The 25,053-nt window shown below is 74.2% G+C and carries 19 protein-coding genes; 8 read left to right on the forward strand and 11 right to left on the reverse strand.

What is annotated here, in order from left to right:
* Positions 1–99: 99 nt before the first annotated feature.
* Positions 100–1,524, forward strand: a complete 1,425-nt coding sequence (locus tag LN042_RS24410; protein ID WP_230053474.1) for a HEAT repeat domain-containing protein — start codon at positions 100–102, stop codon at positions 1,522–1,524.
* 260 nt (positions 1,525–1,784) lie between these two features.
* Positions 1,785–2,522: a VOC family protein gene (locus tag LN042_RS24415; RefSeq protein WP_230053475.1), complete on the forward strand. Its 738-nt coding sequence runs from the start codon at positions 1,785–1,787 to the stop codon at positions 2,520–2,522.
* Here the strand turns inward: LN042_RS24415 and LN042_RS24420 are convergent.
* The 5 genes from LN042_RS24420 to LN042_RS24440 all read right to left on the reverse strand — a co-directional run bounded on the left by LN042_RS24420 (position 2,509) and on the right by LN042_RS24440 (position 6,999).
* Positions 2,509–3,762, reverse strand: a complete 1,254-nt coding sequence (locus LN042_RS24420; protein WP_372495808.1) for a MerR family transcriptional regulator — start codon at positions 3,760–3,762, stop codon at positions 2,509–2,511. The genes LN042_RS24415 and LN042_RS24420 overlap by 14 nt on opposite strands.
* A 53-nt stretch (positions 3,763–3,815) precedes the next feature.
* Entirely contained in the window at positions 3,816–4,676 is an 861-nt protein-coding gene (locus LN042_RS24425; RefSeq protein ID WP_230053476.1) for a 5-oxoprolinase subunit C family protein, read from the reverse strand.
* A complete protein-coding gene (locus tag LN042_RS24430) occupies positions 4,669–5,286 on the reverse strand; it encodes a 5-oxoprolinase subunit B family protein (RefSeq protein ID WP_230053477.1) in 618 nt (205 codons plus the stop codon). The genes LN042_RS24425 and LN042_RS24430 overlap by 8 nt, the downstream gene beginning before the upstream one ends.
* A 175-nt stretch (positions 5,287–5,461) precedes the next feature.
* The gene (locus LN042_RS24435; RefSeq protein WP_230053478.1) at positions 5,462–6,238 is read right to left on the reverse strand and encodes a LamB/YcsF family protein; all 777 of its coding nucleotides are present in this window, start codon (positions 6,236–6,238) and stop codon (positions 5,462–5,464) included.
* Positions 6,239–6,486: 248 nt separating this feature from the next.
* On the reverse strand, positions 6,487–6,999 hold the full coding sequence (locus LN042_RS24440) for a hypothetical protein (RefSeq protein WP_230053479.1): 513 nt from the start codon (positions 6,997–6,999) through the stop codon (positions 6,487–6,489).
* A gap of 155 nt (positions 7,000–7,154) precedes the next feature.
* Between LN042_RS24440 and LN042_RS24445 the strand changes: the two genes are divergently transcribed.
* The 4 genes from LN042_RS24445 to LN042_RS24460 all read left to right on the forward strand — a co-directional run bounded on the left by LN042_RS24445 (position 7,155) and on the right by LN042_RS24460 (position 15,185).
* Positions 7,155–8,675, forward strand: coding sequence for a hypothetical protein (locus LN042_RS24445; RefSeq protein WP_230053480.1), 1,521 nt, complete (start codon positions 7,155–7,157; stop codon positions 8,673–8,675).
* A 158-nt stretch (positions 8,676–8,833) separates the two neighbouring features.
* A complete protein-coding gene (locus LN042_RS24450; RefSeq protein WP_230053481.1) occupies positions 8,834–9,685 on the forward strand; it encodes a hypothetical protein in 852 nt (283 codons plus the stop codon).
* 164 nt (positions 9,686–9,849) lie between these two features.
* A complete protein-coding gene (locus LN042_RS24455) occupies positions 9,850–14,403 on the forward strand; it encodes a hypothetical protein (protein ID WP_230053482.1) in 4,554 nt (1,517 codons plus the stop codon).
* A gap of 116 nt (positions 14,404–14,519) precedes the next feature.
* On the forward strand, positions 14,520–15,185 hold the full coding sequence (locus LN042_RS24460) for a TMEM175 family protein (RefSeq protein WP_230053483.1): 666 nt from the start codon (positions 14,520–14,522) through the stop codon (positions 15,183–15,185).
* A gap of 7 nt (positions 15,186–15,192) precedes the next feature.
* On the opposite strand, the gene LN042_RS24465 is transcribed toward LN042_RS24460, so the two are convergent.
* Both LN042_RS24465 and LN042_RS24470 read right to left on the reverse strand, forming a co-directional pair.
* On the reverse strand, positions 15,193–16,386 hold the full coding sequence (locus LN042_RS24465) for an FAD-dependent oxidoreductase (RefSeq protein ID WP_230053484.1): 1,194 nt from the start codon (positions 16,384–16,386) through the stop codon (positions 15,193–15,195).
* Positions 16,387–16,430: 44 nt separating this feature from the next.
* The gene (locus tag LN042_RS24470) at positions 16,431–16,880 is read right to left on the reverse strand and encodes a hypothetical protein (protein WP_230053485.1); all 450 of its coding nucleotides are present in this window, start codon (positions 16,878–16,880) and stop codon (positions 16,431–16,433) included.
* A gap of 106 nt (positions 16,881–16,986) precedes the next feature.
* On the opposite strand from LN042_RS24470, the gene LN042_RS24475 reads away from it, so the two are divergent.
* Positions 16,987–17,616, forward strand: coding sequence for a PadR family transcriptional regulator (locus LN042_RS24475; RefSeq protein WP_230053486.1), 630 nt, complete (start codon positions 16,987–16,989; stop codon positions 17,614–17,616).
* Between the two features lie 132 nt (positions 17,617–17,748).
* On the forward strand, positions 17,749–18,669 hold the full coding sequence (locus tag LN042_RS24480; protein WP_230053487.1) for an ADP-ribosylglycohydrolase family protein: 921 nt from the start codon (positions 17,749–17,751) through the stop codon (positions 18,667–18,669).
* Positions 18,670–18,733: 64 nt separating this feature from the next.
* Here the strand turns inward: LN042_RS24480 and LN042_RS24485 are convergent, their stop codons facing one another.
* The 4 genes from LN042_RS24485 to LN042_RS24500 form a co-directional block, all read right to left on the reverse strand.
* Complete coding sequence (locus tag LN042_RS24485) at positions 18,734–19,114, reverse strand: alkaline phosphatase family protein (protein ID WP_230053488.1); 381 nt, start codon at positions 19,112–19,114, stop codon at positions 18,734–18,736.
* Complete coding sequence (locus tag LN042_RS24490) at positions 19,111–20,439, reverse strand: M1 family metallopeptidase (RefSeq protein WP_372495809.1); 1,329 nt, start codon at positions 20,437–20,439, stop codon at positions 19,111–19,113. The genes LN042_RS24485 and LN042_RS24490 overlap by 4 nt, the downstream gene beginning before the upstream one ends.
* Positions 20,440–20,462: 23 nt before the next feature.
* Complete coding sequence (locus LN042_RS24495) at positions 20,463–24,323, reverse strand: Pls/PosA family non-ribosomal peptide synthetase (protein ID WP_230053489.1); 3,861 nt, start codon at positions 24,321–24,323, stop codon at positions 20,463–20,465.
* Positions 24,324–24,632: 309 nt separating this feature from the next.
* Complete coding sequence (locus LN042_RS24500; RefSeq protein ID WP_230053490.1) at positions 24,633–25,025, reverse strand: SSI family serine proteinase inhibitor; 393 nt, start codon at positions 25,023–25,025, stop codon at positions 24,633–24,635.
* Positions 25,026–25,053 lie beyond the last annotated feature (28 nt).

Raw genomic sequence — 25,053 nt, forward strand, 5'->3', positions numbered from 1 at the left:
GGTGCTTCCGGCGCCCGGGCGCCCGCACGACCAGACCAAACAGACCCCGGCGACGGAAATCCCGTTGCCACGACGACCGCCGCAACGGATGCTGACCTCATGTTCGAGCCCGTGATAGCCCCCAGTGCCAGCCTCCTCGGCTTGCTCCAAAGAGGACGCGGCGACGGGCAGCTGCATGCGCTCGCAGCCGACCGTGACGAAGCGATCGCCGCCCTCGAGGAGTGTGTCACCAGCGACCCGCGCACCGACTGGCAGGTCGAGAACCGCTCCCTCTACTACGCCCGGGTCTACATGGACCTGGAAGCTCCGCTCGGCGGCATCGAGCGGCATCTCACCTGCCCCGACGACCTCACCGACCCCGACGAGCACCGCACCGGCCTGGCCCTCTCGGTCCTCGGCCACCTGGCCGGCTACGGCCGCCGGGACGCGCTGCTGCTGCTGCGCCAGTACGCGGCCACCGGCAGCAACTGGACCTGGGCGCTCGACGAGCTGGCGCTGCGCGACGACGACGCGGCACTGCTCGCGCTGGCCCCCGCCGTGCTGCGGCGGTTCCCCGCCGACCCGCAGGGCGACGCCGAGCTGCGGGCCGCGATCCGCGGCGCCTACGAACCGCGGCCCTGGCGGCTCTGGGCCGGCCACCACCCCCGGGTCGCCGCCGCCAGTGAGCAGTCCCCGTTCGACGTGTGGCAGCGGCAGTTCCAGCGCCCGGCGGTGACGCCCGGCTGGAGCGTGGCCGACGTGCTCGCCTGGGCCGAGCAGTGCGAACCGGAGCCGGGCGCCGTGGAGCGCCGGGCCGCCGCCGCGGCCCGCTGCCTGGCCGCCGTCGCCCGACCCGAGGACCGCGAACTGCTGCACACCGCCGCCCGCGACGGTGCCGAGGGCCCGCGCCGAGCCGCCCTGCGCTACCTGGCCGACCAGGACGACCCCGCGCTGCCCGCGCTGATCGAGGCCGCCGTGGCCGCCGCCGACCAGCGGGTGGTCGCCGCGGCACTGGACACCGTGGGCCGGATGCGCGGCGCGCAGGCGCTGCCGGCCGCCCGCCGCTGGGCCGACCCGGCCACCGGCGGCGCGGACAGCGCGCTCAGCGAGGCCGCGGTGCTGCTGCTCGCCGACATCGGCGTGGCGTGCGTCGCGCACGCGGTGGTCAACGGGCTGCGACGCTGGCTCCAGGCGCACGGGGTGCGCGGCGCGGGGCTGGCCTCGCTGGTCGACGGTGCGGGGCGGCTGGCCGCCGCCGACGCCGTGCCCGCGCTGCGGCACGTCTACGGGGAGGCCGCCTCCTCGGACCTGCGCGGTCGGGCCGCCCAGGCGCTGGCCCTCACCGACCCCTACTTCGCCTGCGGCCCCGCCGTGGAGTGCCTGTGGGACTGCGAGGAGGCGACCCGTGAGCTGGCCGCCCGCCACGTGGTGACCACCGGGGACGCCCGGGTGCTGGAGCGCCTGCGCCGGCTGGCCGCCGACCCGGCCGAGGAGGCCGAAGTGCACGCCGCGGTACGAGGGCGCCTCACGGCCCGGGACCGCTAGCGAGCGCCGTCGGTGGCTCCGTGGTGGAGTCGCCGGTGGGCCCGGGGGCTCCTGAGCCGGCCGCTCGCCGAGCCGGCCGGCCGGCGGCGCGCTGCTTGAGCAGCGTCCGTTGGCATCTCACGCCCCATCACGCCAAGTGGCGCCCGAGCCCGCCGAAGATCCGGCGTGCCGACTCCCAGCGGAGACGTGGCGCCCGACCACCCGGAAGGCCCACCTGATCGCGGCGGCCCGGGCCGGCGGCGGCTCCTAGGATCTGCGGCATGGCAACACGACTTGTGCAGATCAACATGAAGGCCCGGGACGACTCCGCGCTCGGCCGGTTCTGGGCGGAGGCACTCGGTTGGGGCGTCGACAGCGAGGGCCCCGGCGTGACCAACCTCGAACCCGTGGGCTTCGACTACCCCGACCCGGTGGCCGTCTGCATCGACATCGTCGCCCACCCGGAACCCAAAACGGTGAAGAACCGGGTGCACCTCGATCTGGCCACCAGCTCGACCGCCCATCAGGCGGAGTTGGTCGGACGCCTGACGGATCTCGGTGCGACGCTCGCCGACGTGGGTCAGGGCGACGTCCCCTGGACGGTCATGGCCGACCCGGAGGGCAACGAGTTCTGCGTCCTGGAGCCCCGCCCGATCTACCAGGGCACCGGGCCGATCGCCGCGGTGGTGGTCGACTGCACCGATCCACGAGCGATGGCCCGGTTCTGGGGCGAGGCGATGGACTGGACGCTGCACGAGGTCACCGACGACCGCGCGGCCATGCGCTCCGCCAAGGGCGTCGGTCCCTACCTGGAGTTCATCCGCACCCCTGACACCAAGAGCGGGTGGAACCGCGTCCACCTGGACGTCCGCCCCTACCCGGGCGACGACCTGGCAGCGGAGGAGGCCCGACTGCGCGCCCTGGGTGCCACCGACCCCGGTATCGACCAGTCCGCACTCCCCTGGAGGGTCCTGTCCGACCCGGAAGGCAACGAGTTCTGCCTCCTCACCCCTCGCTGACCCTGAGCACCGGCTCCGGCCGGCCGGAGCGCTCGGCGCGGTGCAGCCGCGGGGCGGGGCCCGGGAGTGGCGGGTAGCCCGGGGCGCCGGGGAGCACGTCGGCCTGCGGGCGGCCGATGTTCCGGGCCGGGGAGCACGTCGGCCCGTGGGCGACTGGTGTTCCGGGGCGTTGGGAGGCATGTCGGTCCGTGGGCGGCTCGTGTTCCTGAGCGCCGGGGAGCACATCGGCCAGGGCACAGGCGATGTTGTCCGGTCCGCCCGCCCGATTCGCCAGGTCGACCAGCTGCTGCACGGCCCGCTCCGGGTCGGCGACCGTGCTGAGCACGGTGTGCAGGTGCTCTTCGCGGACCACCGCGCTCAAGCCGTCAGAGCAGAGCAGGTACCGGTCGCCGGCCCGCGCGGTGAGCAGCGTCAGGTCCGGCTTGCCCGGCGCGGTCCTGGTCAGCGCGCGCAGCAGCAGGGTGCGCTGCGGGTGCGAGGCGGCCTCGGCCGGGGTGAGCCGGCCCTCGTCCACCATGCTCTGCACCAGGGTGTGGTCGTGGGTGACCCGGAACAGCTCGCCTTCCCGCAGCAGGTAGGCGCGGGAGTCGCCGATGTGCACCAGCGCCAGCCGGTCGCCGCAGGCCAGCAGCGCGGTCAGGGTGGTGCCGATGTCCTCGGGAGTGCCGGCGACGCTCGCCCGTACCGCCTGGTCCAGTGCGTTCAGCAGCCCGCCCGGGCCGAGGGCCGCCGGGTCGACGGCGCGCAGGGCGGCGATCGCGGCGCCGCCCGCGCCCGGGCCGCCGTAGCCGTCGGCGACCGCGAGCAGGCCGGGGCCGGCGTAAGCGGTGTCGTCGTTGCGCTCGCGGACCCGGCCCGGGTCGCTCCGGGCGGCGCAACGCAGCGTCAGGTCGCCGGTCAGCACCGGAGGGCGGCCGCGCAGGTGGTCGACCAGGTGGGTCACCAAGTCCTGGCGGGCGGTGGTCTCGACCAGCACCTGCCGCCAGTAGTCCGCCAGGTCGTCGGCGGCCCGCTCCGGTGCCAGCTCCAGCAGTCGGCGGATCCGGGCCAGGGGCACGCCGATCCGCCGCAGGTGGGCGACCAGCCGGGCGGTTTCGAGCTGCTCGGGCCGGTAGTAGCGGTAGCCGGAGACCCGGTCGACCCGGTCCGGCCGCAGCAGCTCCAGCTCGTCGTAGAGCCGCAGCGCCTTCGTGGACAGCCCGCAGGCCCGCGCGAACGCCCCGATGGTCAGCTCCGCCACCCGTTCCCCCCTTTCAGCTGCCGCCCATGCTGAACCCTCACCCTGGGGGAGGGTCAACCGGTGGTCGGCACGAACCGTACCGGGGTGCCCGGCCGGGCCTGCGCGGCGGCCGGCAGGTCGGCCTCCGGCACCACGCCGATCACCGGGTAGCCGCCGGTGGTCGGATGGTCGGCCAGGAAGACCACGGGCTGACCGTCCGGCGGCACCTGTACCGCCCCGAGCACCATGCCCTCGCTCTCCAACTCGCCGTGGCGCGACCGGATCAGGGCCGGCCCCTCGGTGCGCAGCGCGATCCGGTTGCTGGCGCCGGCCACCCGGTAGCGGGACCGGGCCAGCGCGACCAGCGAGCCCGGCCGCAGCCAGTCGGCCCGGGGACCGGGCAGTAGCCGCAGCACCAGCTCGGTGGGCATCGCGGGCAGTGGCACCAGCTCGGTGGCGGGCGGGCCGTGGGTGGTGCCGACCGGCAGCCGGTCGCCGTCGCGCAGTGGTGGCGGGCCGAGGTGCGCCAGCAGGTCGGTGGAGCGGCTGCCGAGCACCGGTGGCGGGAGCAGGCCGCCGGCGACCGACAGGTAGCTGCGGACGCCCGCGTCGGCGGGGCCGACGTCCAGGGTCGCACCGGCCGGGAGGAAGACCGGCGCGCCCCAGGCGGCGGGTCGGCCGTCGACGGTGATCCGGGCGGGGGCGCCGGTGACGGCGAGCAGCAGCGGACCGCCGTTCGCGGTGACCGCCACCCCGCCGACGGTGGTCTCCAGGACGGCGGCCTCGGGGGCGTTGCCTACCAGCCGGTTGGCGGCCAGGTAGGCGGGACGGTCGAGGGCGCCGGCGCGGGGGACGCCGAGGTGGGCGGTGCCGTGGCGGCCGTGGTCTTGGACGGTGGTGAGCGGGCCGGCGCGGGCGACCAGCAGTTCAGGCACGGGTGGACCCCTTCCGGGGGACGAAGCGCACCCGAGTGCCCGGGGCCAGCAGGGCGGCGGGCACTCGGGCGGGGTCCCAGAGCCTGGCGTCGGTGCGCCCGAGCAGTTGCCAGCCGCCTGGTGAGGCGCCCGGGTACACCCCCGTGTAGCGTCCCGCGATCGCCACCGAGCCGGCGGGCACCGAGGGGCGCGGGGTCGCGCGGCGGGGCACCGCGCGCTCGGGCGGCAGGCCGGTGAGGTAGCCGAACCCCGGCGCGAAGCCGCAGATCGCCACCCGGTACTCGATGGCGCTGTGCAGGCGCACGACGTCCGCAGGGCTGACGCCCCAGTGGGCGGCGACGCCGACCAGATCGGCGCCGTCGTACACGGTGGGCAGCTCCACCAGTGGGCCGTCGGTCGGCGTGGCCGCCGCCACCGACCAGCCGGCCAGCAGTTCGGCGAGCGCGGCCGGCTGTGGCACTCCGTCGAGCAGCACCGTGCGCGCGGCCGGCACGATCTCCGTCGGCCCGCCGCCCAGTGTGCCGTCCGCCCGGGCCGCCAGCAGCCGGGTGTAGAGCGCGCCGACCTGTTCGGGGTCGTCGACCTCCAGGAGCAGGGCGTGCTCGCCCATCCGGCGAATGGTCAGGTCCTGGGCTCCGATGATGCCCCCCATTCATAATCGTGGCCATTAATAATGGCGGACATTAGGGCCGCCGCCATGAGTCCTTGCCGCTCATGCTGGTAGCGGGCGCTGCTAATGGCGGTCATTAATTTTCGCCATTAATGTCAGCCATTAATGGTCCTCATTACGCGAACGGCTCCACCCGGATCCCGGCGGAGGCCAGCGCGCCGCGCACCCGCCAGGCCAGCTGGGCAGCCCCGGGAGTGTCGCCGTGCACGCAGAGCGAGCGGGCGTCGATCGCCACCGGCTCGCCGCCGATAGCCGTCACCAGGCCGTCCCTGGCCATCCCGACCGCGCGGGCGATCACCGCCTCCGGGTCGTGCACCACGGCATCCGGCTCCCTGCGCGGCACCAGGGTGCCCGACCACGAGTAGGCGCGGTCGGCGAAGGCCTCGGTGACCACCGGCAGGCCGACTCCCTCGGCGACCTCCAGCAGTCGGGATCCCGGCAGCCCGAGCACCGGCAGCGGGCCGTCGCAGACCGCTCCGGCCCGCAGCACGCCGGCCACCACGGCCTCGGCCTGATCGCCGTCGGCCACCACCCGGTTGTAGAGGGCGCCGTGCGGCTTGACGTAGCTGACCCGGGAGCCGGCGGCCCGGGCGAACACCTGGAGTGCCCCGATCTGGTAGGCGACCTCGTCGGCCAGTTCATCCGGGGGCACCTCCATCGCGCGGCGACCGAAGCCGGCCAGATCGCGATAGGAGACCTGGGCGCCGATCCGCACCCCGCGTTCGGCGGCCAGCGCGCAGACCCGGCGCATCGTGGACGGGTCGCCGGCATGGAAGCCGCAGGCCACGTTGGCGCTGGTGACCACCGACAGCAGGGCTTCGTCGTCGGTCAGCGTCCAGCGTCCGAACCCCTCACCGAGGTCCGCGTTGAGATCGATCACCGCACCGGTCACGCCGACTGCCTCCCACTGTCAGAGCTGCTGCGGATCGCCTGAGGGGATCGTAGGGCTTCCCGGGGCTCCCGGACCGCCGCGGCCACTCCCTTGGCGGACCGTCGGCCGACGGCCCGTCAGGCGCGCAAGCTTCTCGGGCCGCAAGCCTGTCGGGTCGGCAAGTCCGTCGGGCCGGCAGCCCGTCGGGCCGGCAAGTCCGTCAGGCCAGCAGTCCGTCAGGCCGGCAGTCCGTCGGGCCGGCAAGTCTGTCAGGCGGTCGCGGCGCCGGAGGCCGTCCGCCCGACTTCGAGGCGCCGGATGCCGCGCAGCACGAGCAGCAGCGGCACCGCCCCGACGGCCCCGAACGACATGTCGACGCAGCTCCAGAAGAACGGGATGCCGCGCACCGGCCCGCAGATGAGTGCCAGCGGCACGATCCCGGCGCAGGCCCCGAGGGCCCACCGCACCACGAACACATTGCGCACCGGATCGCGCAGCGGCCCCCAGAACGCACCGGCGATCACCAGGTGGGCGAACGCCAGCCAGTCGGTGCCGTACGCGAGGAACGGGTAGCGCCGGTCGGTCTCGGTGATCCCGGAGTGGATCCGCTGCAGCCAGTCGAGCACCGGCCGGGGCGTGGGCAGTCGGTGCGCGGCGTCGACCAGCAGGGTGCTCTCGGCGTGCAGCGGGAACGCGGTCAGGCCGCTCAGCACCAAGCAGACGATGAAGATCCACAACCAGCGCCGCACCCGCCGCAGCTCGTCGTCCGCCGTCCCACCCATCACAAGCCCCCTCCGTCGATGACCACCCCTCCGAGTGGACACTCGGCACCCTAGACCTGAATTTGAACACGTTCAACTCCGCATGGCCCCTGGGTGAACCGGTACAGAACCCCCGTTTCGGACACTGTCCCCGGCTGGCCCTAGGCTTGTCCTCCGTGACTGTCATCGCCGCCCAGCCCGCCGAGCCCGAGCTCAGGCCCGCCGTGGCCGCCCGCCCCGCGCCGGGGCCCGCGGCCGACGAGGGACTGGCCCGCCGCCTCAAGGCGCTGGCCTGCACCGCCCCGCTGCACGACCTGGACAGCCGCAAGGTCAACCTGGCCGGCGAGTACGGCGGGTACGCCATGGCCGAAGTCGGGCTCGCCGCCATCGACCTGGTCACCCTGCACATGGACTTCGACACCGGCGCCGACCGGGAGGCCGTGCTCTCCCGCCTGCTGCCCCGGGTGGCCGCCCAGCACCCCGAGCGCCCGGCCGCCGAGCACCAGCGGGTGGTCCGCTGGGTGCTGGAGTCGCTGATCAACGTCGGCAGCGTGGACCGCGGCTTCCGCGCGGTCTACGGCACCTTCGGCCCCGACGGTGCCTATGTGCGCCGCGACTACGACTTCAAGCTGATCGAGGAGGTGCCGGGCCCGGACGGCGGCGTCTACCTGCGCACCACCGACGAGGCGGTCAACGTCCTGGTCGGCGCTCTGGACACCGATGTGACCTCCGCTCAGATCGCCGCCGAGGTCAAGCTGGAGGTGCTGATCCGGCGCGGCCGGCTGGCCGACGCCCAGCTCGCCGCCGAGCAGGCCCGCTACCGCACCGTGCAGTACGCCGAGACGCTGCGCCGTGCCCTGGAGGCCACCCGTCGCAACGTCCGCGCCGTCGACTGGATGCAGACCGTCCCCGACCTGATCGACGAGGCGCTGGAGCACATCGCCGACCGGTACCGGCACGAGAACGCGATCCTCACCAACATCCGCCGGGCCCGGGACGAGGCCGAGGGCGCCGACCACAAGCGCCAGGCCGCCGAGTTGGTCGACATCGTCAAGGACTGCATCCGCCGGCACACCCAGCTGCAGACCAGGCTGCTGGAAGCCGGGCCGCTGTTCCGCGCCGAACAGGACCGGCAGGCCTTCGCCGCGCCCTCCGCCCGCTCCGGCATCGACCTCTACGGCCAGCTGCTCGCCCCGGTGCTCGAACTGCCGGTCGAGCGGGCGATCCGGCCCACCGACGCCTTCTTCGGCCGCGGCACGGGGCTGCGCAGCCCCGCCGTGGTGCGGCTGACGGACCTGGTGGACCTGCTGCTCACCCCGCCGGTGGAACGCGAGCACCTGGGTGTGGAGCTGCCCGATCCGGACCTGATCGCCACTCCGGACGACAGCCGGTTCTCCGAGGTCCAGCTGGAGGCGGCCCTGCAACTGCTCGACCTGCCCGCCGACGCGCCGCGGCGGCTCTCGGGTCTGCTGGCCGACGCCCGCAAGCAGGATCCCGAACTGCCCTATCTGGTCGCCCTGCTCGCGGTGCACGCGGCCAGTCCGCCGGTCGGCACGGCCTACCGGCAGGGCGAGGAGCGGCTGCTGTTCGCCGTCGACGACGGCACCCAGCTGCGCGATCCGGAGTTCGGCGGGGCCGACCTGATCGTCGGCAGCGCCCTGCTGGATGCGGCGGGGATGGCTGCGGACCGGCGGTAATCGGTTCCATTAATCGCTAGCATTAACAGTTCGCAGCGCTCTGATCGGACCTGTTGCACGACCGAGCCCGTTGATCGCCGCCATTAATCATCGCGATTAATTGCCTGCATTAATCGCCTGCATTGACCGCCCGTCAGTACGCAAGTGGAGCCCCAGGAATGACCACCCCCCAGGACACGTCGGCCACCCCGACGGTGACCGCGGCCGATGTCGCCGACGCCGCCCGGCTGGTCTCCTTCGGCCTGCAGGCGAAACTGCTGCCGGCCCGAGACACCGAGTACACCGAGCTGGTCCGGCGCTACCGGGAGGACCCGCCGTTCGCCCGGCTCGCCGACGCCGTGGCCACCGGCCTCGGACTGGTGGTGCTGGAGGTCTCGCCGCGCGCCGGAATGGCGCTGGCCGGCGCCGAGGACTCGGTGTTCGCCGTCAAGATGGGCGACTACTCGCGCCGTGCCGCCTCCGAGACCACCGACCGGTTCCTGCACGGCCTGGCCCACCTCGCGGTCGCCGCGATGGCCTTCCCGCGCCCCGAGGACCTGGCCGACGACGGCTACCTCGGCCGGATCACCGTCAACGGCGTGGACGCGTTCGTCCGCCAGGCCTGCCGCCGCCTGGAGGAGCGCGCCGAGGCCGCCGGTGACAACACCGATCCCACCAGCGACGCCCCCGGTCTGGAGGCTGCCTGGCGGGTCTGGGCCCGCCGCTCCACCACCGGCGCCACCAAGGACGCCCGCCGCCTGGCCGGCTCCACCATCGGCATCACCGGCAAGGCGGTGGCTTTCCTGGTCGACTCCGGCTTCCTGCAGAAGGCCTCCGACGACGCCGGCGGCACCTACCGCACCACCGCCCGCTACCAGCTGCAGGTCCGCGAGCTGGCCGCCGGCGCCGCCATGTCCGAACTGCTGGAACTGGGCGTGGTCCCGGTCAGCGACGGCACCGCCACCTTGCTGCCCGCCGACCACAGCGAGGAACTGGTCGCGGACGCCGGCCTGCCGTTCCACTCCCTCTGACCGCCCGACCGCCTGACCGCCTGACCGCCTGACCGCCTGACCGCCTGACCGCCTGACCGCCTGACCGCCTGACTACTGACCGCCCGACCAGCTGATCGCCCGACCGTCCGACTACTGACCGCCCGAACCCTCGTCACTTCTCGAAGACTTCTCGAAGGCCGCACATGTACGAGCTCAACCGGATCCGCCTCTACTCCATCGGTCCAGCAGGCGCCCGCTACGCCGACACCGTGCTGGACCTGCGGGGCGTCGGTGAGCCGGTGGCCAACCCCGCGCCGCTCCAGCTGGGCATGTTCGGCGAGGAGCCGGCCGGCCCGCAGCGCCGCCCCGCCCCGGCCGGCGTGCTCTTCCTGGAGAACGGCGGCGGCAAGTCGGTGCTGCTCAAGCTGATCTTCTCGGTGATGCTGCCCGGCCACCGCAACACCCTCGGCGGCGCCAGCTCCGGCGTGCTGCGCAAGTTCCTACTGGCCGACGACTGCGGGCACGTCGCGCTGGAGTGGCAGCACACGGTGACCGGTGAGCTGATCGTGGTTGGCAAGGTCAGCGAGTGGCGCGGCCGCCAAGTCTCTTCCGACCCGCGCAAGTTCGCCGAGACCTGGTACTCGTTCCGGCCCGGCCCGGGGCTGACCCTGGATGCCCTGCCGGTCGCCGAGCGCGCCAACCTCGGCGACCCCACCCCCCGCCCACGCGGCCGCCGCCGCACCATGAAGGGCTTCCGGGACGCGATGACCGAGGCCGCCAAGGCCCATCCGCACCTGGACCTCACCTTCGAGGACGGCCACGACCGCTGGACCGAGCACCTGGGCGAACTCGGCCTCGACCCCGAACTGTTCCGCTACCAGCGCGAGATGAACGCCGACGAGGGCGAGGCGGCCGGCCTGTTCGCCGTCAAGCACGATGCCGACTTCACCGACCTGCTGCTGCGCGCCGTCACCGACACCCGGGACACCGACGGCCTGGCCGACCTGGTGCACGGCTTCGCCGCCAAGCTCGGTCGGCGCGCCGAGCTGACCGCCGAACGCGACTTCACCGCCGGATCGTTGGAGCTGCTGGAGCGAATCGTCGAGGCCACCGGTGCCCGCGAGTCGGTCCGCGAAGCCCACCGCACCGCCGAGCGCCGCACCCGCCGGCTCGCCCATGCGCTGGCCGGCCGGGCCGGCGCGGAGCGCGAGCGGGCCCAGGACCTGGCGATCGAGGTGGCCGCGGCGGCCTCCGCCGTCACCGCGGCCGAGGCCGACCGCACCCGCCACTCGCTGATCACCGCCGAGCTCACCCACCGCCACGCCACCCTCAGCCTGGCCGCCGCCACCACCGAGGCCGCCGCGCTGCGCCGCGAACTGCTCGACGCCCGCACCCTGTACTCCGCCTGGCAGGCCGCCGAGGCCGTGCTGCGCCACCGCGCCGCCGCCGACCGCGCCGCCCGGGTGGCCGCCGCGATCCGCGAGGCCGAGCTGGACGCCGCACCGGCGCTGGCCGCCCGGGCCAAGGCGGCCGGCGCCCTGGCCCACGCCCTGGAGGCCGCCGCCGGCACCGCGGAGGAGCGCGCCGAGGCCGAGGAGGCCCGCGCCGCCGACCTGCAGCAGGACGGCGCCCGGGCCCAGGCCGACGGCCTGGCCGCCGCCACCGCCGGGCAGAAGGCCCGTTCCGACGCCGACCACCTGCGCCAGCGACTGGCCGAGGTGGAGCAGGAGTTGAACGCCGCGGTCGCCGCCGGCTGGATCGACTCGACCGGCGACATCGACCCGGCCCGCGCCGCCCTGCACGCCGCCGACACCGAGCAGGCCGCCACCGCCGGCCTGGAGCAGGCCCGCGCCGCCGCGGAGCAGGCGGCAGCCCGCACCCGTGAGGCCGCCGCCGCCGAGGGCCGCGCCGAACTCGCCGCCGCCCGCGCCGCCGACGCCCGCGCCGCCGCCCAGCGCACGCTGGCCGCCGAGCAGCGCACCGCCGTCCAGCTCGCCGCCGAACCGCGCCTGGCCGAGCTCCTCGGGCTCGCCGGCTACCACGAGGAGGACGAGGAGAACCGCCTCACCCCCGACGTGCTGGACCGGGCCGCCGACGACCTGGCCGAGCTGCTGGAGAGCGCGATCTCCAGCGCCGAGCGCACCCTGTTCGAGCTGCGCACCGCCGCCGCCGACGACTCCCGGATCCTGGCGGCACTCGGCGACGGCGGCCTGCTGCCACCCGGCCCGGACGTGCTGGCCGCCGTGGAGTACCTGGGCGAGCACGGCATCCCGGCGCTGCCCGGCTGGCGCTACCTGGCGCAGTCCGTCGACCCGCAGGACCACGACCGGATCCTGGCCGCCCGCCCCGAACTGGTCGACGGCGTGGTGATCACCGACCCGAACTCGCTGGACCGGGCCCGCGAGGCGCTGCAGTCCGCCGCCCTGCTGCCGCGCTCCACCGTCGCGGTCGGCGCGGCCGCCGCACTGATCGCCCCGATCACCGACGAGCCGGCCTTCTTCCTGGTCCCGCCGAACCCCGCGATGCACGACGAGAGCGCCGCCGACCAGGAGCGCCGCGAGCTGCGCGAGCGGGCCGGCGCCCGGGAGGAGCAGATCCGCACGCTGGCCGCCCGGCTCGGTGGTGACCGCGCGCTGGCCGCCCGGCTCTCCTCCTGGCGCTCCTCCTGCCCGCCCGGCACCCTGGCCGAGCTGGCTGACGCGGCGTCAGCAGCCGCCGAGCAGGCCGAGACCGCCACCGCTCAGCTGGCCTCGGCCCGCGCCGCGCACGCCGAGGCCGAGCAGGAGCGGGCCGCCGCCGCCGCGATCCACGAGGAGCGCCGCGAGGCCGCCCAGCAGACCCGGCGCCGCGCCGACGCCCTGGCCGGTCTCGCCTTCCGGCTGCGCGAGCGACCGGCCTGGCACCGCTCGGTGCGCGAACTCACCGAGGACGCCGCCGAGTGCGACCGCCGCCAGGCCGCCTGCGCCGAGCGCGCCCAGGCCTGCGACGAGGACCGCCGGGCCGCCCAGCGCGCCGCCGACGACGCCCGCCGCACCGCCCGTACCCTGCGCGCCGAGCGGGCCGAACTGTCCGGCACCGAGGCCGTCACCGACGAGCTGCCCACCGCTTCGCTGCCCGCGCTGCGCGAGGCCTACCGGGCCGCCGCCCAGCTCTACGAGAAGGTGGGGGTCGGCGCCGACCTGCGCGCCGAGCAGGCCCGCGCGGAGAGCGACGAGACCGCGGCCCGGGCCGAACTCGACCGGCTCACCAACAAGGTGCGCGTTCGCGCCGAGGAGCTGCTGGCCAGTCCCGACGGCGCCGACGGCCCGGCCCGGCAGGCCGCCGCGGCCCGCGCCGAGGAACTGGTGGCCACCATCGAGACCCGCTCCCAGGCGGCCAGCGAGCTGCTCGGCCGGCTGCGCGGCGAGGTCGAGCGATCGGCCCCGGCCGGCGGCGAGGCGCACACCGAGCTGCCCGAGGAGCTGGTGCCGGCCGATCCCGAGCACGCCCAGCAGCTGCTGCGCATCGCCACCGGTGAACTCGCCGAGAAGCGCGACCTGTTGGAGAACGCCCGGATCGAGCACACCGAGCTGCTGCGCACCCTGCAGGCCGCGCAGTCGGCGGCCGCGGACTTCGACGAGGCGGCTGCCCAGCTGCGCGACGGCCTGCGCGACCACGCTCCGGAGGAGGGCGAGGCCCCGACCGAGCCGTACCTGGATTCGTTGGCCGAGGCCCGCACCGCCGCCACCGAGTCCCGCCGGGCGCTGCGCCTGGCCGCCGCCGAGTTGTCGGCCGCCGACCTCGCCGTCCGGGACGCCTCGGACGCGCTGGTCCGGCACGCCAACGCCGCCCGCTACGAGGCGGTCCGCACTCCGGCCCGGCAGCAGATCCGCGAGCTCCCGGCCGCCTCGCTGCCCGAGCACGCGGCCGCCTGGGCGGAGGCCTTCGCACCCCGACTGCGCGTGCTCACCGACGAGTTGACGCAGCTGGAGCGCAACCGCGGCTCGATCGTGGACCGGCTGCGCGGGCTGGTGGAGTCCTCGCTCGCCACCCTGCGCGCCGCCCAGCGGCTCTCCCGACTGCCCGAGGGTCTCGGAGAGTGGTCCGGCCAGGAGTTCCTGCGGATCCGCTTCGAGGACCCGGACCAGGCGGTGCTCTCCGAGCGGCTCGGCGAGGTGATCGACGAGGCCACCCGGTCCGCCGTCAAGAAGAACTCGGACCTGCGCCGCGACGGCATGTCGCTGCTGCTGCGCGCGGTGGCGGCGGCGATCGGCCCCAAGGGCGTCAGTGTCGAGATCCTCAAGCCCGACGCGGTGCTGCGCGCCGAGCGGGTCAGCGTGGGGCAGATGTCCGACGTCTTCTCCGGCGGCCAGCTGCTCACGGCCGCCATCGCGCTCTACTGCACGATGGCCGCGCTGCGCGCCAACGACCGCGGTCAGTCGCAGCTGCGGCATGCCGGCACGCTCTTCCTGGACAACCCGATCGGCCGCGCCAACGCCACCTACCTGTTGGAGCTCCAGCGCGCGGTGGCCGACGCGCTCGGCGTCCAACTGATCTACACCACCGGCCTGTTCGACACCACCGCGCTCGCCGAGTTCCCGCTGGTGATCCGGCTGCGCAATGACGCCGACCTGCGCGCCGGGTTGAAGTACATCTCGGTCGAGGAGCACCTGCGCCCGGGCCTGCCGCCGGAGCCGGATCCGGACGGTCCGGTGATCCACGGCGAGATCACGGCGACCCGGATGTTCAAGCGGCCGGCGGAGGTTGAGAACGCCTGAGGCCTGCCAGGTGCGCGGAGGGGGAAGTCGGCTCGGCCGACTTCCCCCTTCCTCCGTATCATCCTCCGCGGCGGTGCAGATGATCTCCTGCACCACGTACCGGGGGAGAAGCCATCATGTCCACGATCTACCACCGGATTGCCGGCGGAAGCGTCCACCGGCTGGCCGCGATCAGCGACGGGATCTTCGCGGTGGCGATGACCTTGCTGGTGCTGGACCTGCACGTCCCTGAGCTCGGCCGGCTCCGCGCCGGCGAGCCGCTCTGGGTGCCCGGCTCGCTGCACGGCGAGGGCCAACTGCTGCACGCCCTGATGCCGTTGGCCGCCCGGCTCGGGGTCTACCTGCTGGGTTTCCTGACCCTGGGGATGTTCTGGCTGGGCCAGCAGGCCCAGTTGGACCACTTCGTCCGCAGCGACCGCCAATTGACCTGGCTGCACCTGGCGTTCCTCGGTGGCATCTCGCTGATGCCGTTCTCCACCTCGCTGCTGGCCGAGTACGAGGCCTATCGGGTGGCACTGCTGGTGTACTGGCTGCACCTGCTGGTGCTGGGACTGCTGCTCCTCGCCAGCCTGCGCTACGCGCGAGATGCCGGGCTGGTGCGAGCCGATGCGCCGGACGGGCTGGTGGAGTCGGCCCGGCGGCGCATCGTGGTGGCGCAACTGCTGTACGCGGGCGTGGTGCTGCTCGGTGTGGTGAGCACATATCTGAGCGTGGCGCTGCTGGTGCTGCTCCAACTGAACTCGGCGGTGGCGCCGAAGCTCCGTCCGCTGAACCGCTTCTGATTGGCCATCAGGCTGCCGGGGCGGCCCAGTCGATCCGGTGGTGGAGGTGCGCGGAGAACTTCTCCGGGTTCATCAGCTTCATTCCGATCGGCATCAGGGCGTCGCGCAGCACCCGCCCGACCGGGCCGGCCGCCTTGTTGCTGTTGGTGCGCTCGGTCTGCTTGATGATCCGCTCGACGCGCGGGCGGCGCAGCGCCTCGTACTGCGCGAGCGCCTGCGGCAGGGGCAGGTCCCGCAGGCACCGGGCGAGTTCCACCGAGCTCTCGATCGCCAGTGAGGCGCCCTGGCCGGAGCTGGAGGAGGGCGCGTGGGCCGCGTCCCCGACCAGCACCATCCGGCCGCGGTTCCAGTGCGGCACCCGGGGCATGCTCTCCATCGGCCCGGTCATCAGCAGCTCGGCCGGATCGGTGCGCCGGATCAGGTCCAGCGCCGGCGTGTGGTCCTCGGCGCAGGCCTCGGCCAGCACCTCCAGCCAGTGCCCGGCGCCGCGGGCGACCGCCTCGGCCAGCGTCAACGGCTCCGGGTGCGGCAGGTTGATGAACCAGACCGCCTTGCCGCCGATCACCTGCAAGCCGAAGAAGGCCCGCTTGCCGAAGGTCATGAACATCTTGCCGTTGGTGTCCGGCACTGCCCCGGCCGCGGCGCTCACCGAGCCGAAGCCCTGCAGTCCGGCGTACCGCGGCTGCGGTGCGCCCGGGTCGATCAAGCTCCGCACCGTGGAACGGATCCCGTCGGCGCCGATCAGCAAGTCGCCGGTGGCGGTGCTGCCGTCGGCGAACTGCGCGGTGACGGAGTCCCTGCTTTCCCGGACTCCGACCAGTCGCTTGCCGTGCTCGATCCGGATGCCACGGCGGCGGGCCTCGGCGTAGAGCGCCTGGTAGAGGTCGCTGCGCATGACCAGCCGGGTGGGCTCCAGGGTGCCGGGGTTGCCGATCTCGGCGAGCTGCTTGCCGTTCCAGCTCTGCAGCACGATCGACTTCATCGGATCGCCGAGCCCTCGGACCAGATCGCCGGCGCCGATCGCGTCCAGCGCGGCCAGGCCGTTGGGCGCCAGGCCGAGCCCGGCGCCGACGCCGTCGGCGGTGCCCTGGTACGCCTCGTGGATGGTGGCCTCTATTCCGGCCTGCTGCAGGGCCATCGCGGTGACCGGGCCGGCGACGCCGCCGCCGATGACCAGGGCGGTGTTGATGTGGTGGGACATGTCCGGGTTCTCCTTCTGCGGTTGCGGGTTCCGTCGTGGCGGGGTCAGGCCCGGGTCGGGTCGTCGATGGTGGGGGTGGTGCCGGTGCGGTGGGCCTGGCGCAGGTCGTCCAGGTACTCCCGGGAGCACATCGCGGAGAGGATCGCGATGCCGCCGCGGTGGACGCGCACCTCGCTGTTGTCGGCGGTGCCGACCAGCCGGATCCGCGGGCCGGCGGAGCCGGCGGTCGGGCCCTGGCCGTCCTTCACCCGGCCGCGAGCGGGCCAGGCCACGTCCCAGTGGTCGATCACGGCCCCATCGGGCACCAGCAGCTTGAGCATCGCGCGCTGCAGGTCGATCCGGATCTCCAGCTCGGCGGGCAGTTCGGGGGAGCGCAGGTCGAGCACGACGGCTCCGCTGCGGGCCTTGACCTCGAAGGCGCTGGTGGCGGTCCAGCGGCCCAGGCGCTTGGCGGTGGCGTGGTCGACGTGGATGCGCTCGATGGTGGTGGTCACTTCGGGGAACTCCTCCGTCGCGGGGCCGACTCCCTGTCGGCTCATCCATAGTTGCACTGAAACTAGGTCCGGCGCAACTAGTTCCATCGGTAGTAATATCCGGATCATGAGTTCTGCCGCCAAGAGCCCCAAGGGCTCCCCGATCACGCTGACCGTGCTGTCGCTGCTGCACTTCAAGCCGCTGCACCCGTACGGGATGCAACGGCTGCTCAAGCAGTGGGGGAAGGACCAAGTGGTCAACGTCGGCCAGCGGACCAGCCTCTACCGCGCCATCGACCGACTGCTGGGCGCCGGCCTGATCGCCGTCCGCGAGACCGAGCGCGATCAGCAGTACCCGGAGCGGACCGTCTACGAGATCACCGACGCCGGCCGCGAGGCGACCCGCAGCTGGCTGCTGGAGATGCTGCGCGAGCCCAGGCTGGAGTTCCCGGAGTTCCCGGTCGCCCTGTCCAACCTGATGCTGCTCGCGCCGGACGAGATCGAGCGGGCCCTGACCGACCGCCTCACCGCGGTGCGCGCGGGTCAGGCGGCACAGCAGCGCTCACTGGCCGAGACCGCCCGGTTCGGCGTCCCCCGGGTCGCCATGCTGGAGAACGAGTACGCGGTCGCCCTCGCCGCCGCCGAGGGCGACTGGCTGGAGGGGCTGATCGCCGACCTCCGCTCCGGCGACCTCACCTGGAGCGCCGAGGAGCTGATCGCCGTGGCCCAGGCGAGCGAGGCCCAGGCGCCGCAGTAGGGGACCGTCCGCTCCGCGGAGGTCGGGCGGGTGTGCCGGCGCCGGCGAGCCGGCCGGCGGCAAAAAGCGCTGGCAGCCGGCCCGCTGCCGCACGACAATCGGGCCGTCAGGCAAGCCCCCTCGGAGATCCTCATGTCCAGCCCCGTCCCGCCGCCCGCGCTCGACAGCCTGCGCGGCCTCGTCCTCGGCGACGCCTTCGGCGACCAGTGGCTCGGGCTGTCGCCCGACGAGGCACAGGTGCGTCACGTCAACCGGGAGCTTCGCCCCGCACCGTGGGAGTGGACCGATGACTCGGCGATGGCGCTGGTGGTGGTGCGCCACCTCACCGAGCACGAGGAGATCCACCAGGACGTGCTCGCCCGCGACTTCGCAGCGGCCTACACCGCCGACCCGGCCCGCAAGTACGGGCCCTCGATGCACCAGGTGCTGCGCGCGATCGGTGACGGCGCCGACTGGCGGGCGGTCACCGCGGCGATGTTCGGCGGGCAGGGCTCGCACGGCAATGGGGCCGCGATGCGGGTGGCACCGCTGGGGGCCTGGTTCGCGACGGACCTTGACCGAGTCGCCGAGCAGGCTCGGCTCTCGGCCGTGACCACGCACTTCCACCCGGAGGCCGCCGCCGGCGCGGTCGCCGTCGCGCTCGCCGCGGCCCTGGCGGCGCGTAGCCGGGGGGAAGCCGCGCCTGGGCGAGCAGACCTCCTGCGCCGGATCGCCGACCTGCTCCCGGACAGCGACGTCCGGTCCGGCCTGCGGATCGCCGCCCGGCTGCCGGTCGGTACGAGTGTGCGGCACGCGGCCGCGGTCCTCGGGTCGGGTCATCGGCTGTCGGCACCGGACACCGTGCCGTTCGCGCTGTGGGCGGCGGCCGGGCAGCTGGACGACCTGCCGGAGGCGATCTGGAGCACGCTCGGTGGCTGGGGCGACACGGACACCACCTGCGCGATCGCCGCCGGCGTGGTCGCCGCGCGGACGGGGCTCGACGGCGTGCCGCAGCGGTGGCTGACGGCCTGCGAGGCGGTGCCCGGCATCAGCCCTGAGCAGTGGGGGGAGTGACGGACGCCCGCCCCGGCCGTGCAGCCGGGAGCGGGCGTCGGTGAGCCCGATCAGTACTCGAGGATCAGTACTTGAAGAGCGACTCCAGCGAACCGGAGGTGTTCCGGGAGCAGGTGTTCGCCAGGCAGCCGAGGTGCCACATGCGCTCGACGGTGGCCAGTACGGTGTAGTGGTCGGCCAGGGTGTTCGACTCCCTGTGCTTGCCGCCCTTGGAGTTGATCACGATCAGCGGGGCGTCGCCGCCGCCGAGCACCGTGCCGTTGGCGCCGACCGGACTGCCGGGGCCGCCGGAGTAGCCGGAGTAGTCGTTCTCGTCCCAGCTGATCACGATGCTGGAGTCGCTGTGCTTCCAGGGCGGAATCGCAATGAACGGGCGGTGAACGTGGCGGAACGTCAGGTGGGCGGTCGCGGCGCGTCCGGCTGCCCCGGCAGCTACGGCGGTCACGGCAGGGCCGGCAGCTCCGGCTGGAAGAGCCAGGCGTCCAGCAGCCGCGCCACCGCGCCGTACCGCTGTGCGTGCGCCAGGAAGTCCTCGGTGGTCACCACGCCGTGCCGCCGCGCGGCCGTCCACTCCCGCAGCAGCGCCGCGAACGCCGCGTCGCCCAGGGTGCGGCGAAGCGCGTAGACCGCGAGGCCGCCGCGCTCGTACACCCGGTCGTCGAACATCAGTCGGCGGCCCGGGTCGGCCAGTACCAAGTCCTGTGGCAGCTCGGCCAGTCGGGCGTGCGCGCGAGCCGCGTGCACGCTCGTCGCAGGGCCGCCCGCATGCTCGGACCAGGCCCACTCGGCGTACTTGGCGAAGCCCTCGTTCAGCCAGATGTGCCGCCAGTCGGCCACCGTCACGCTGTTCCCGAACCACTGGTGGGCCAGCTCGTGCGCCACCAGGCGCTCCCAACCGCGCACACCGTCGACATGGTTGCTGCCGAAGACCGCCATGCCCTGGGCTTCCACCGGGACGTCCAGCTCTTCGTCGGCCACCACCACCGTGTAGCCGTCGAAGGGGTACGGGCCGAACAACTCGCCGAAGAACCGCATCATCTGGGGCTGCCGCCCGAAGTCGGCGGTGAACCGGTCCAGCAACGCCGCCGGCACGTGGGCGGTCTGCGGCACCTCACCGGCCAGCACCACCCGCTCCAGCGGGGCGACCGCCATCCCGACCAGGTAGCTCGGGGTCGGCGCGGACTGCTCGTACACCCAGGTGCTGCTACTCGCCCGGGTGGTCCGGGAGAGCAGCCGGCCGCCCGTCACCACCGCGTACGGCGACGGCGCGGTGAGCGAGAGCAGGTACGACGCCTTGTCCGACGGCCGGTCGTTGCACGGGTACCAGGAGGGTGCGCCGATCGGCTGGCTGGCCACCAGCGCGCCGTCCGTCAGCTCCTCCCAACCGAGCCCGCCCCACTGGCTGCGCACCGGCTTCGGGTTGCCGCTGTAGTGCACCTCGACGGTGAACGCGGCCCCCGCCGGGACCGGCCGGGCCGGCTTGACCCGCAACTTGCCGCCGCGGTGGGCGTAGTGTGCGGCCTTGCCGTCCAGCAGCACCCGGCCGATCCGGAACTCGGCCAGGTCGAGCGCGAATTCACGCAGCGGCTCGGAGCCCGCGAGTGCCAGCAACCGGGCGGTGCCACCGAGCCGGTTGGGGCCCGGACGGTAGTCCAGCGTCAGCTCGTAGCGGTGCACCCGGTAGCGCGGATCGCCGTGGTCCGGAAAGTACGGATCACCGTACCGGTCTGACTGCTTGAGGCTCACCGAGCTGTCCACTCCCTGCGTCACGCCTGCCTGCCCTGGAGACCGTGTCACGCCTGCCAGGCCTCGATCGGGTTGCCCAACCAGCGGGTGTCAGCCGGGACGGACTCGGCACGCATCACCAGCGAGGCCGGCCCGAGGGTGCTGCGGGCCCCGACGGTGCTGCCGGGCAGCACGATTCCGCCCGGGCCCAGCGTGGCGCCCTCGCGGAGGACCACAGTATCCATGCGCATGATCCGGTCGTGGAAGAGGTGGGTCTGCAGCACACAGCCCCGGTTGACGCTCACCCCGGCCTCCAGCGTGACCAGGTCGGCCTCCGGCAGCCAGTAGCTCTCGCACCAGACGCCCCGGCCGATCCGGGCGCCCAGCGCACGCAGCCAGAGCACCATCAGCGGGGTGCCGGGCACCGCGCCGACCAGCCACGGCACCGCCAGCACCTCCACGAAGGTGTCGGCCAGCTCGTTGCGCCACACGAAGCCGCTCCACAGCGGGTGCTCCACCGGGCGGAAGCGGCCCACCAGCAGCCACTTGGCGGCGGCCGAGACCAGTGCGGCCAGCAGTCCGGCGGCCGGCAGCACGACGCCGCCGAGCAGCGCCATCACCAGCGGGTCGTGCAGCCGGCACAGCGCGGCCGCGGTGAGCACGGCCAGCGCGACCGAGCAGAACACCGGCAGCAGCCGGGCGAGTTCGACCAGACCGCGGGCCCAGAGCAGCCGGGTGGGCGGGTCGTAGGTCAGGCCCTTCTCGGCCTTCTCGGCGGCGCGCGGCAGCTTGACCGGCGGCAGGCCGAGGTAGGAGCTGCCCTTCTTGGCCTTCTTGGGGGTGGCCGACAGCACGCCGACCAGGCCGCGATCGGGCACCGCCCGGCCCGGCGCGGTCATCCCGGAGTTGCCCAGGAACGCCTTGCGCCCGATCTCGGCGCGGCCGATCCGCAGCCAGCCGCCGCCCAGCTCGTAGGGGGCGATCAGGGTGTCGTCGGCGAGGAAGGCACCGTCGCCGACGGTGGTCAGGCTGGGCAGCGCCAGCACCGTGGAGACCTCGGCGCGGCGCCCGACCTTCATGCCGAGCAGCCGCAGCCAGACCGGGGTGACCAGGCCGGCGTAGAGCGGGAAGAGCCGTTCCCGGGCCTGGTCCATCAGCTGGCTGACGGTCCAGGCCTGCCAGGCGATCCGGCCGTGCAGCGGATGGTGGCCGGGCAGCAGGCCGATGCTCAGCAGCCGGATCGCCGCGATGAGCAGCCCGGCGTAGCCCAGGCCGAAGACCAGCGCGGCCGGCGCCACCGCCACGAGGGCACCGCGCAGCGCACCGCCCAGCGACGCGCCGGACGGCACGAACAGCCCGGCCACCAGCACGGCCGGCACCGCGGCCAGCAGCGGAAGCAGCGTCAGGGCCAGCCCGGAGGCGCCGTAGGCGATCCCCCAGCCGGTCCGGCGCGGCGGGCGCTGCCGGGGCCAGCCGTGCTCGGCCCGGCCCAGCTTGGCGGCCGGCGCACCGCCCCAGCGCTGCCCGGTCGGCACCTGCCCGGTGACCGACGAACCGGGCGCGATCTCGGCCCGCTTGCCGACCCGGGCACCCGGCAGCAGGGTGCTGCGGGTGCCGACCACGGCGGCCGAGCCGACCCTGACCTGGCCGATCTCCAGCCGGTCGCCGTCCAACCAGTGACCGGACAGGTCCACTTCGGCCTCGACCGCACAGCCCCGGCCGAGCCGCAGCAGCCCGGTCACCGGCGGCAGCGAGTGCAGGTCCACCTCGGGCCCGATCCGGCAGCCCAGTGCCTGGCCGTAGCGCACCAGCCAGGAGCCGGAGAGCCCGGTGGCGCCGCTCGCCTCGGCCAGCCGCTCGGCCGCCCAGAGCCGTAGGTGCACCGAGCCGCCGCGCGGGTGGCTGCCCGGCTGCACCCCGCGCAGCAGCAGCCGGGCGCCGCCCGCCGCGACCGCGATCCGGCCGGGCGGGCTGAACAGCACGGCGGCGCCCGTGCCGACCAGCCACCAGGAGGCGGTCGGCGCCCACGGGTAGCCGCCGAACAGGTGCAGCAGGTTGCCCAGGGCCAGCAGCGGCACCGTCCAGCGCAGCCCGGTCAGGGTGAACAGCGGTAGCAGCGCGAGCAGTTGGATCAGCTTGGCGCGGGCCGGCAGCGGGGTGACGGTCCGCTCGGCGCCGTCGGCCTGGGCGGTGCGCTCCAGGTGGCGGGCCAACTTGCGCAGCACCGGCTGCTGGTAGATGTCGAGCACGGCGGCGGCCGGGTAGCGGGCGCGCAGCAGGGTGGTGAGCCGGGCGGCGGCCAGGCTGCCGCCACCGATCGCGAAGAAGTCGTCGCGGGCGCTGGTCACCTGTACGCCGAGGATCTCGCTCCACTGCTCGGCGAGCCAGGCCTCGGTGCCGTAGAGCTGCTCGACCGGGCCGGCGGCCTCGGCTTCGGGCAGCGGCCAGGGCAGTGCGTCGCGGTCCACCTTGCCGGAGGTCCGGGTGGGCAGTCCGTCGACGACGGCGAGCAGCGGCACCAGCGCGGCCGGCAGTTCGGCGCGCAGCCGGGCCAGGGCCTGCTCGCGGTCGAAGTCGTCGCCCGTGACCAGGTAGCCGACCAGCAGCTGGTTGCCGCCGCGCGCGGTGCGAACGGCGGCTGCCGCGCCGGCCACCCCGGGCAGCGCCTGCAACGCGGCGTCCACCTCGCCGAGTTCGATCCGGCGTCCGCCGAGCTTGATCTGCTCGTCGGCCCGGCCGAGGAAGACCAGGCCCTCCGGATCGGCCCGGACCAGGTCGCCGCTGCGGTAGGCGCGGTCCCAGCCGAGCGCCGCCAGGGGCGCGTACTTCTCGGCGTCCTTGGCCGGATCCAGGTAGCGGGCCAGGCCGACGCCGCCGATCACCAGCTGGCCGCTGCCGCCGAGCGGGACCGGCTCGCCGGCCTCGTCCACCACGGCCAGCTCCCAGCCGTCCAGCGGCAGGCCGATCCGCACCGGGCCGTCGCCGCCGAGCAGCGCGGCGCAGGCGACCACGGTGGCCTCGGTCGGCCCGTAGGTGTTCCAGACCTCCCGCCCCTCCGTGACCAAGCGCTCGCTCAGCTCCGGCGGGCAGGCCTCGCCGCCGAAGATCAGCAGCCGTACGTCACCCAGTGATTCGGCCGGCCAGAGCGCGGCCAGGGTCGGGACCGTGGAAACCACGGTGATCTCCTGCTCGGCCAGCCAGGGGCCGAGGTCGGCGCCGCCGCGCACCTGGGAGCGGGGGACCGGCACCAGGCAGGCGCCGTGCCGCCAGGCCAGCCACATCTCCTCACAGGAGGCGTCGAACGCCACCGACAGGCCGGCCATCACCCGGTCGCCCGGGCCGATCGGCTCGTCCTGCAGGAAGAGCGCCGCCTCGGCGTCCACGAAGGCGGCGGCGCTGCGGTGGCTGACCGCGACGCCCTTGGGCTTGCCGGTGGAGCCGGAGGTGAAGATGATCCAGGCGTCGTCCTCGGGGCGCGGTTCGGCGGCCGACGAGCCCTTCGGGGCCAGGACGGTGAGCGCCAGCCCGGCGCCGAGCACCGCGCTCACCCCGGCCTCGCCGAACACGAGGTCGGCCCGCTCCTGCGGGTCCTCGGCGTCCACCGGCACGTAGGCGGCACCGGTGGCCAGCACGGCCAGGATCGCTACGTAGAGGTCATTGGTGCCGGACGGCACCCGGACGCCCACCCGGTCGCCGCGCCCCACCCCCTCGGCGGCCAGCCGGCGGCGCAGCGCGGCCACCTCGCCGGTCAGCGCCTGGTAGCTGAGCCTGGTGTGCCCGTCGTCCAGTGCCGGCTCCTGCGGGTGCGCGGCGGCGCCGGCGGCCAGGATGTCCATCAGGGTGCGCGGCGGCGGTGCCGGCCGGGCCGCGAAGACGGCGAGCGGACCGCCAGGTCCGCCCTGCTCACCCCCGGTAGTGACCTGCGTCATGACAGCCATCCGGACCTCGTCCCTCGACCCCCGCCCGGCTCGCCGTAAACCTCGTCCGACCTGCGGTTCTGCGTCGGATCACGGGCTCTCGGCGATTCCGGAGCACAACAACCCGGTCGATGGTAGTCCGGCGCCGCCGGCCACCGAGAGCACCAACTGAGTGGACAGTTGCCGAAACTGATGCTCAGTCAGCTCCCATGTACTGCCCGGGGGAAGAAAGCTGACGGGCCGTCATGTGTTCTGACGACCCGTCAGGTGGATTTTCCGGGTGTGACCCATTCAACAGCGATCGGCGTGTCGCGGCCGGCCTCAGAAACGGAAGACCGGATCGGTGCGGGTGTGCAGGCCGCAGGAGTTGGCGAACGTCTGCTGCCAGTGCACGGGCATCCCGGCCCAGAGGCCGTCGGCGGTGGCGGTGACCGGCGCGTACAGGTCGTTGCAGAACACCCCCGTGCGCCCCTTGAGTTGGTTGAAGTTGCCGCCGGCCAGGTCGAGTGCGCCACAGGCGGACGGGGCTTGCGGATGGCTGCCACCCGCGGGGTGGCAGAGCAACTCGGCGGCGGCGACCGGGGCGTCGGTCCCGGTGGCGACCACGCGGAGGGTGAGGTGCGAGTCGGGGAGCGGAGCGGCCCCGGCGGGCGTGGCGGTGAGCAGGGCGAGTGCGACGGCGGACAGCGCCGCGCGGATGCGCAGGGAGATCACCCGCACAGAGCTACCACCGGCTGGGCCA

Source organism: Kitasatospora humi, from assembly GCF_020907985.1.
GTDB lineage: Bacteria > Actinomycetota > Actinomycetes > Streptomycetales > Streptomycetaceae > Kitasatospora > Kitasatospora humi.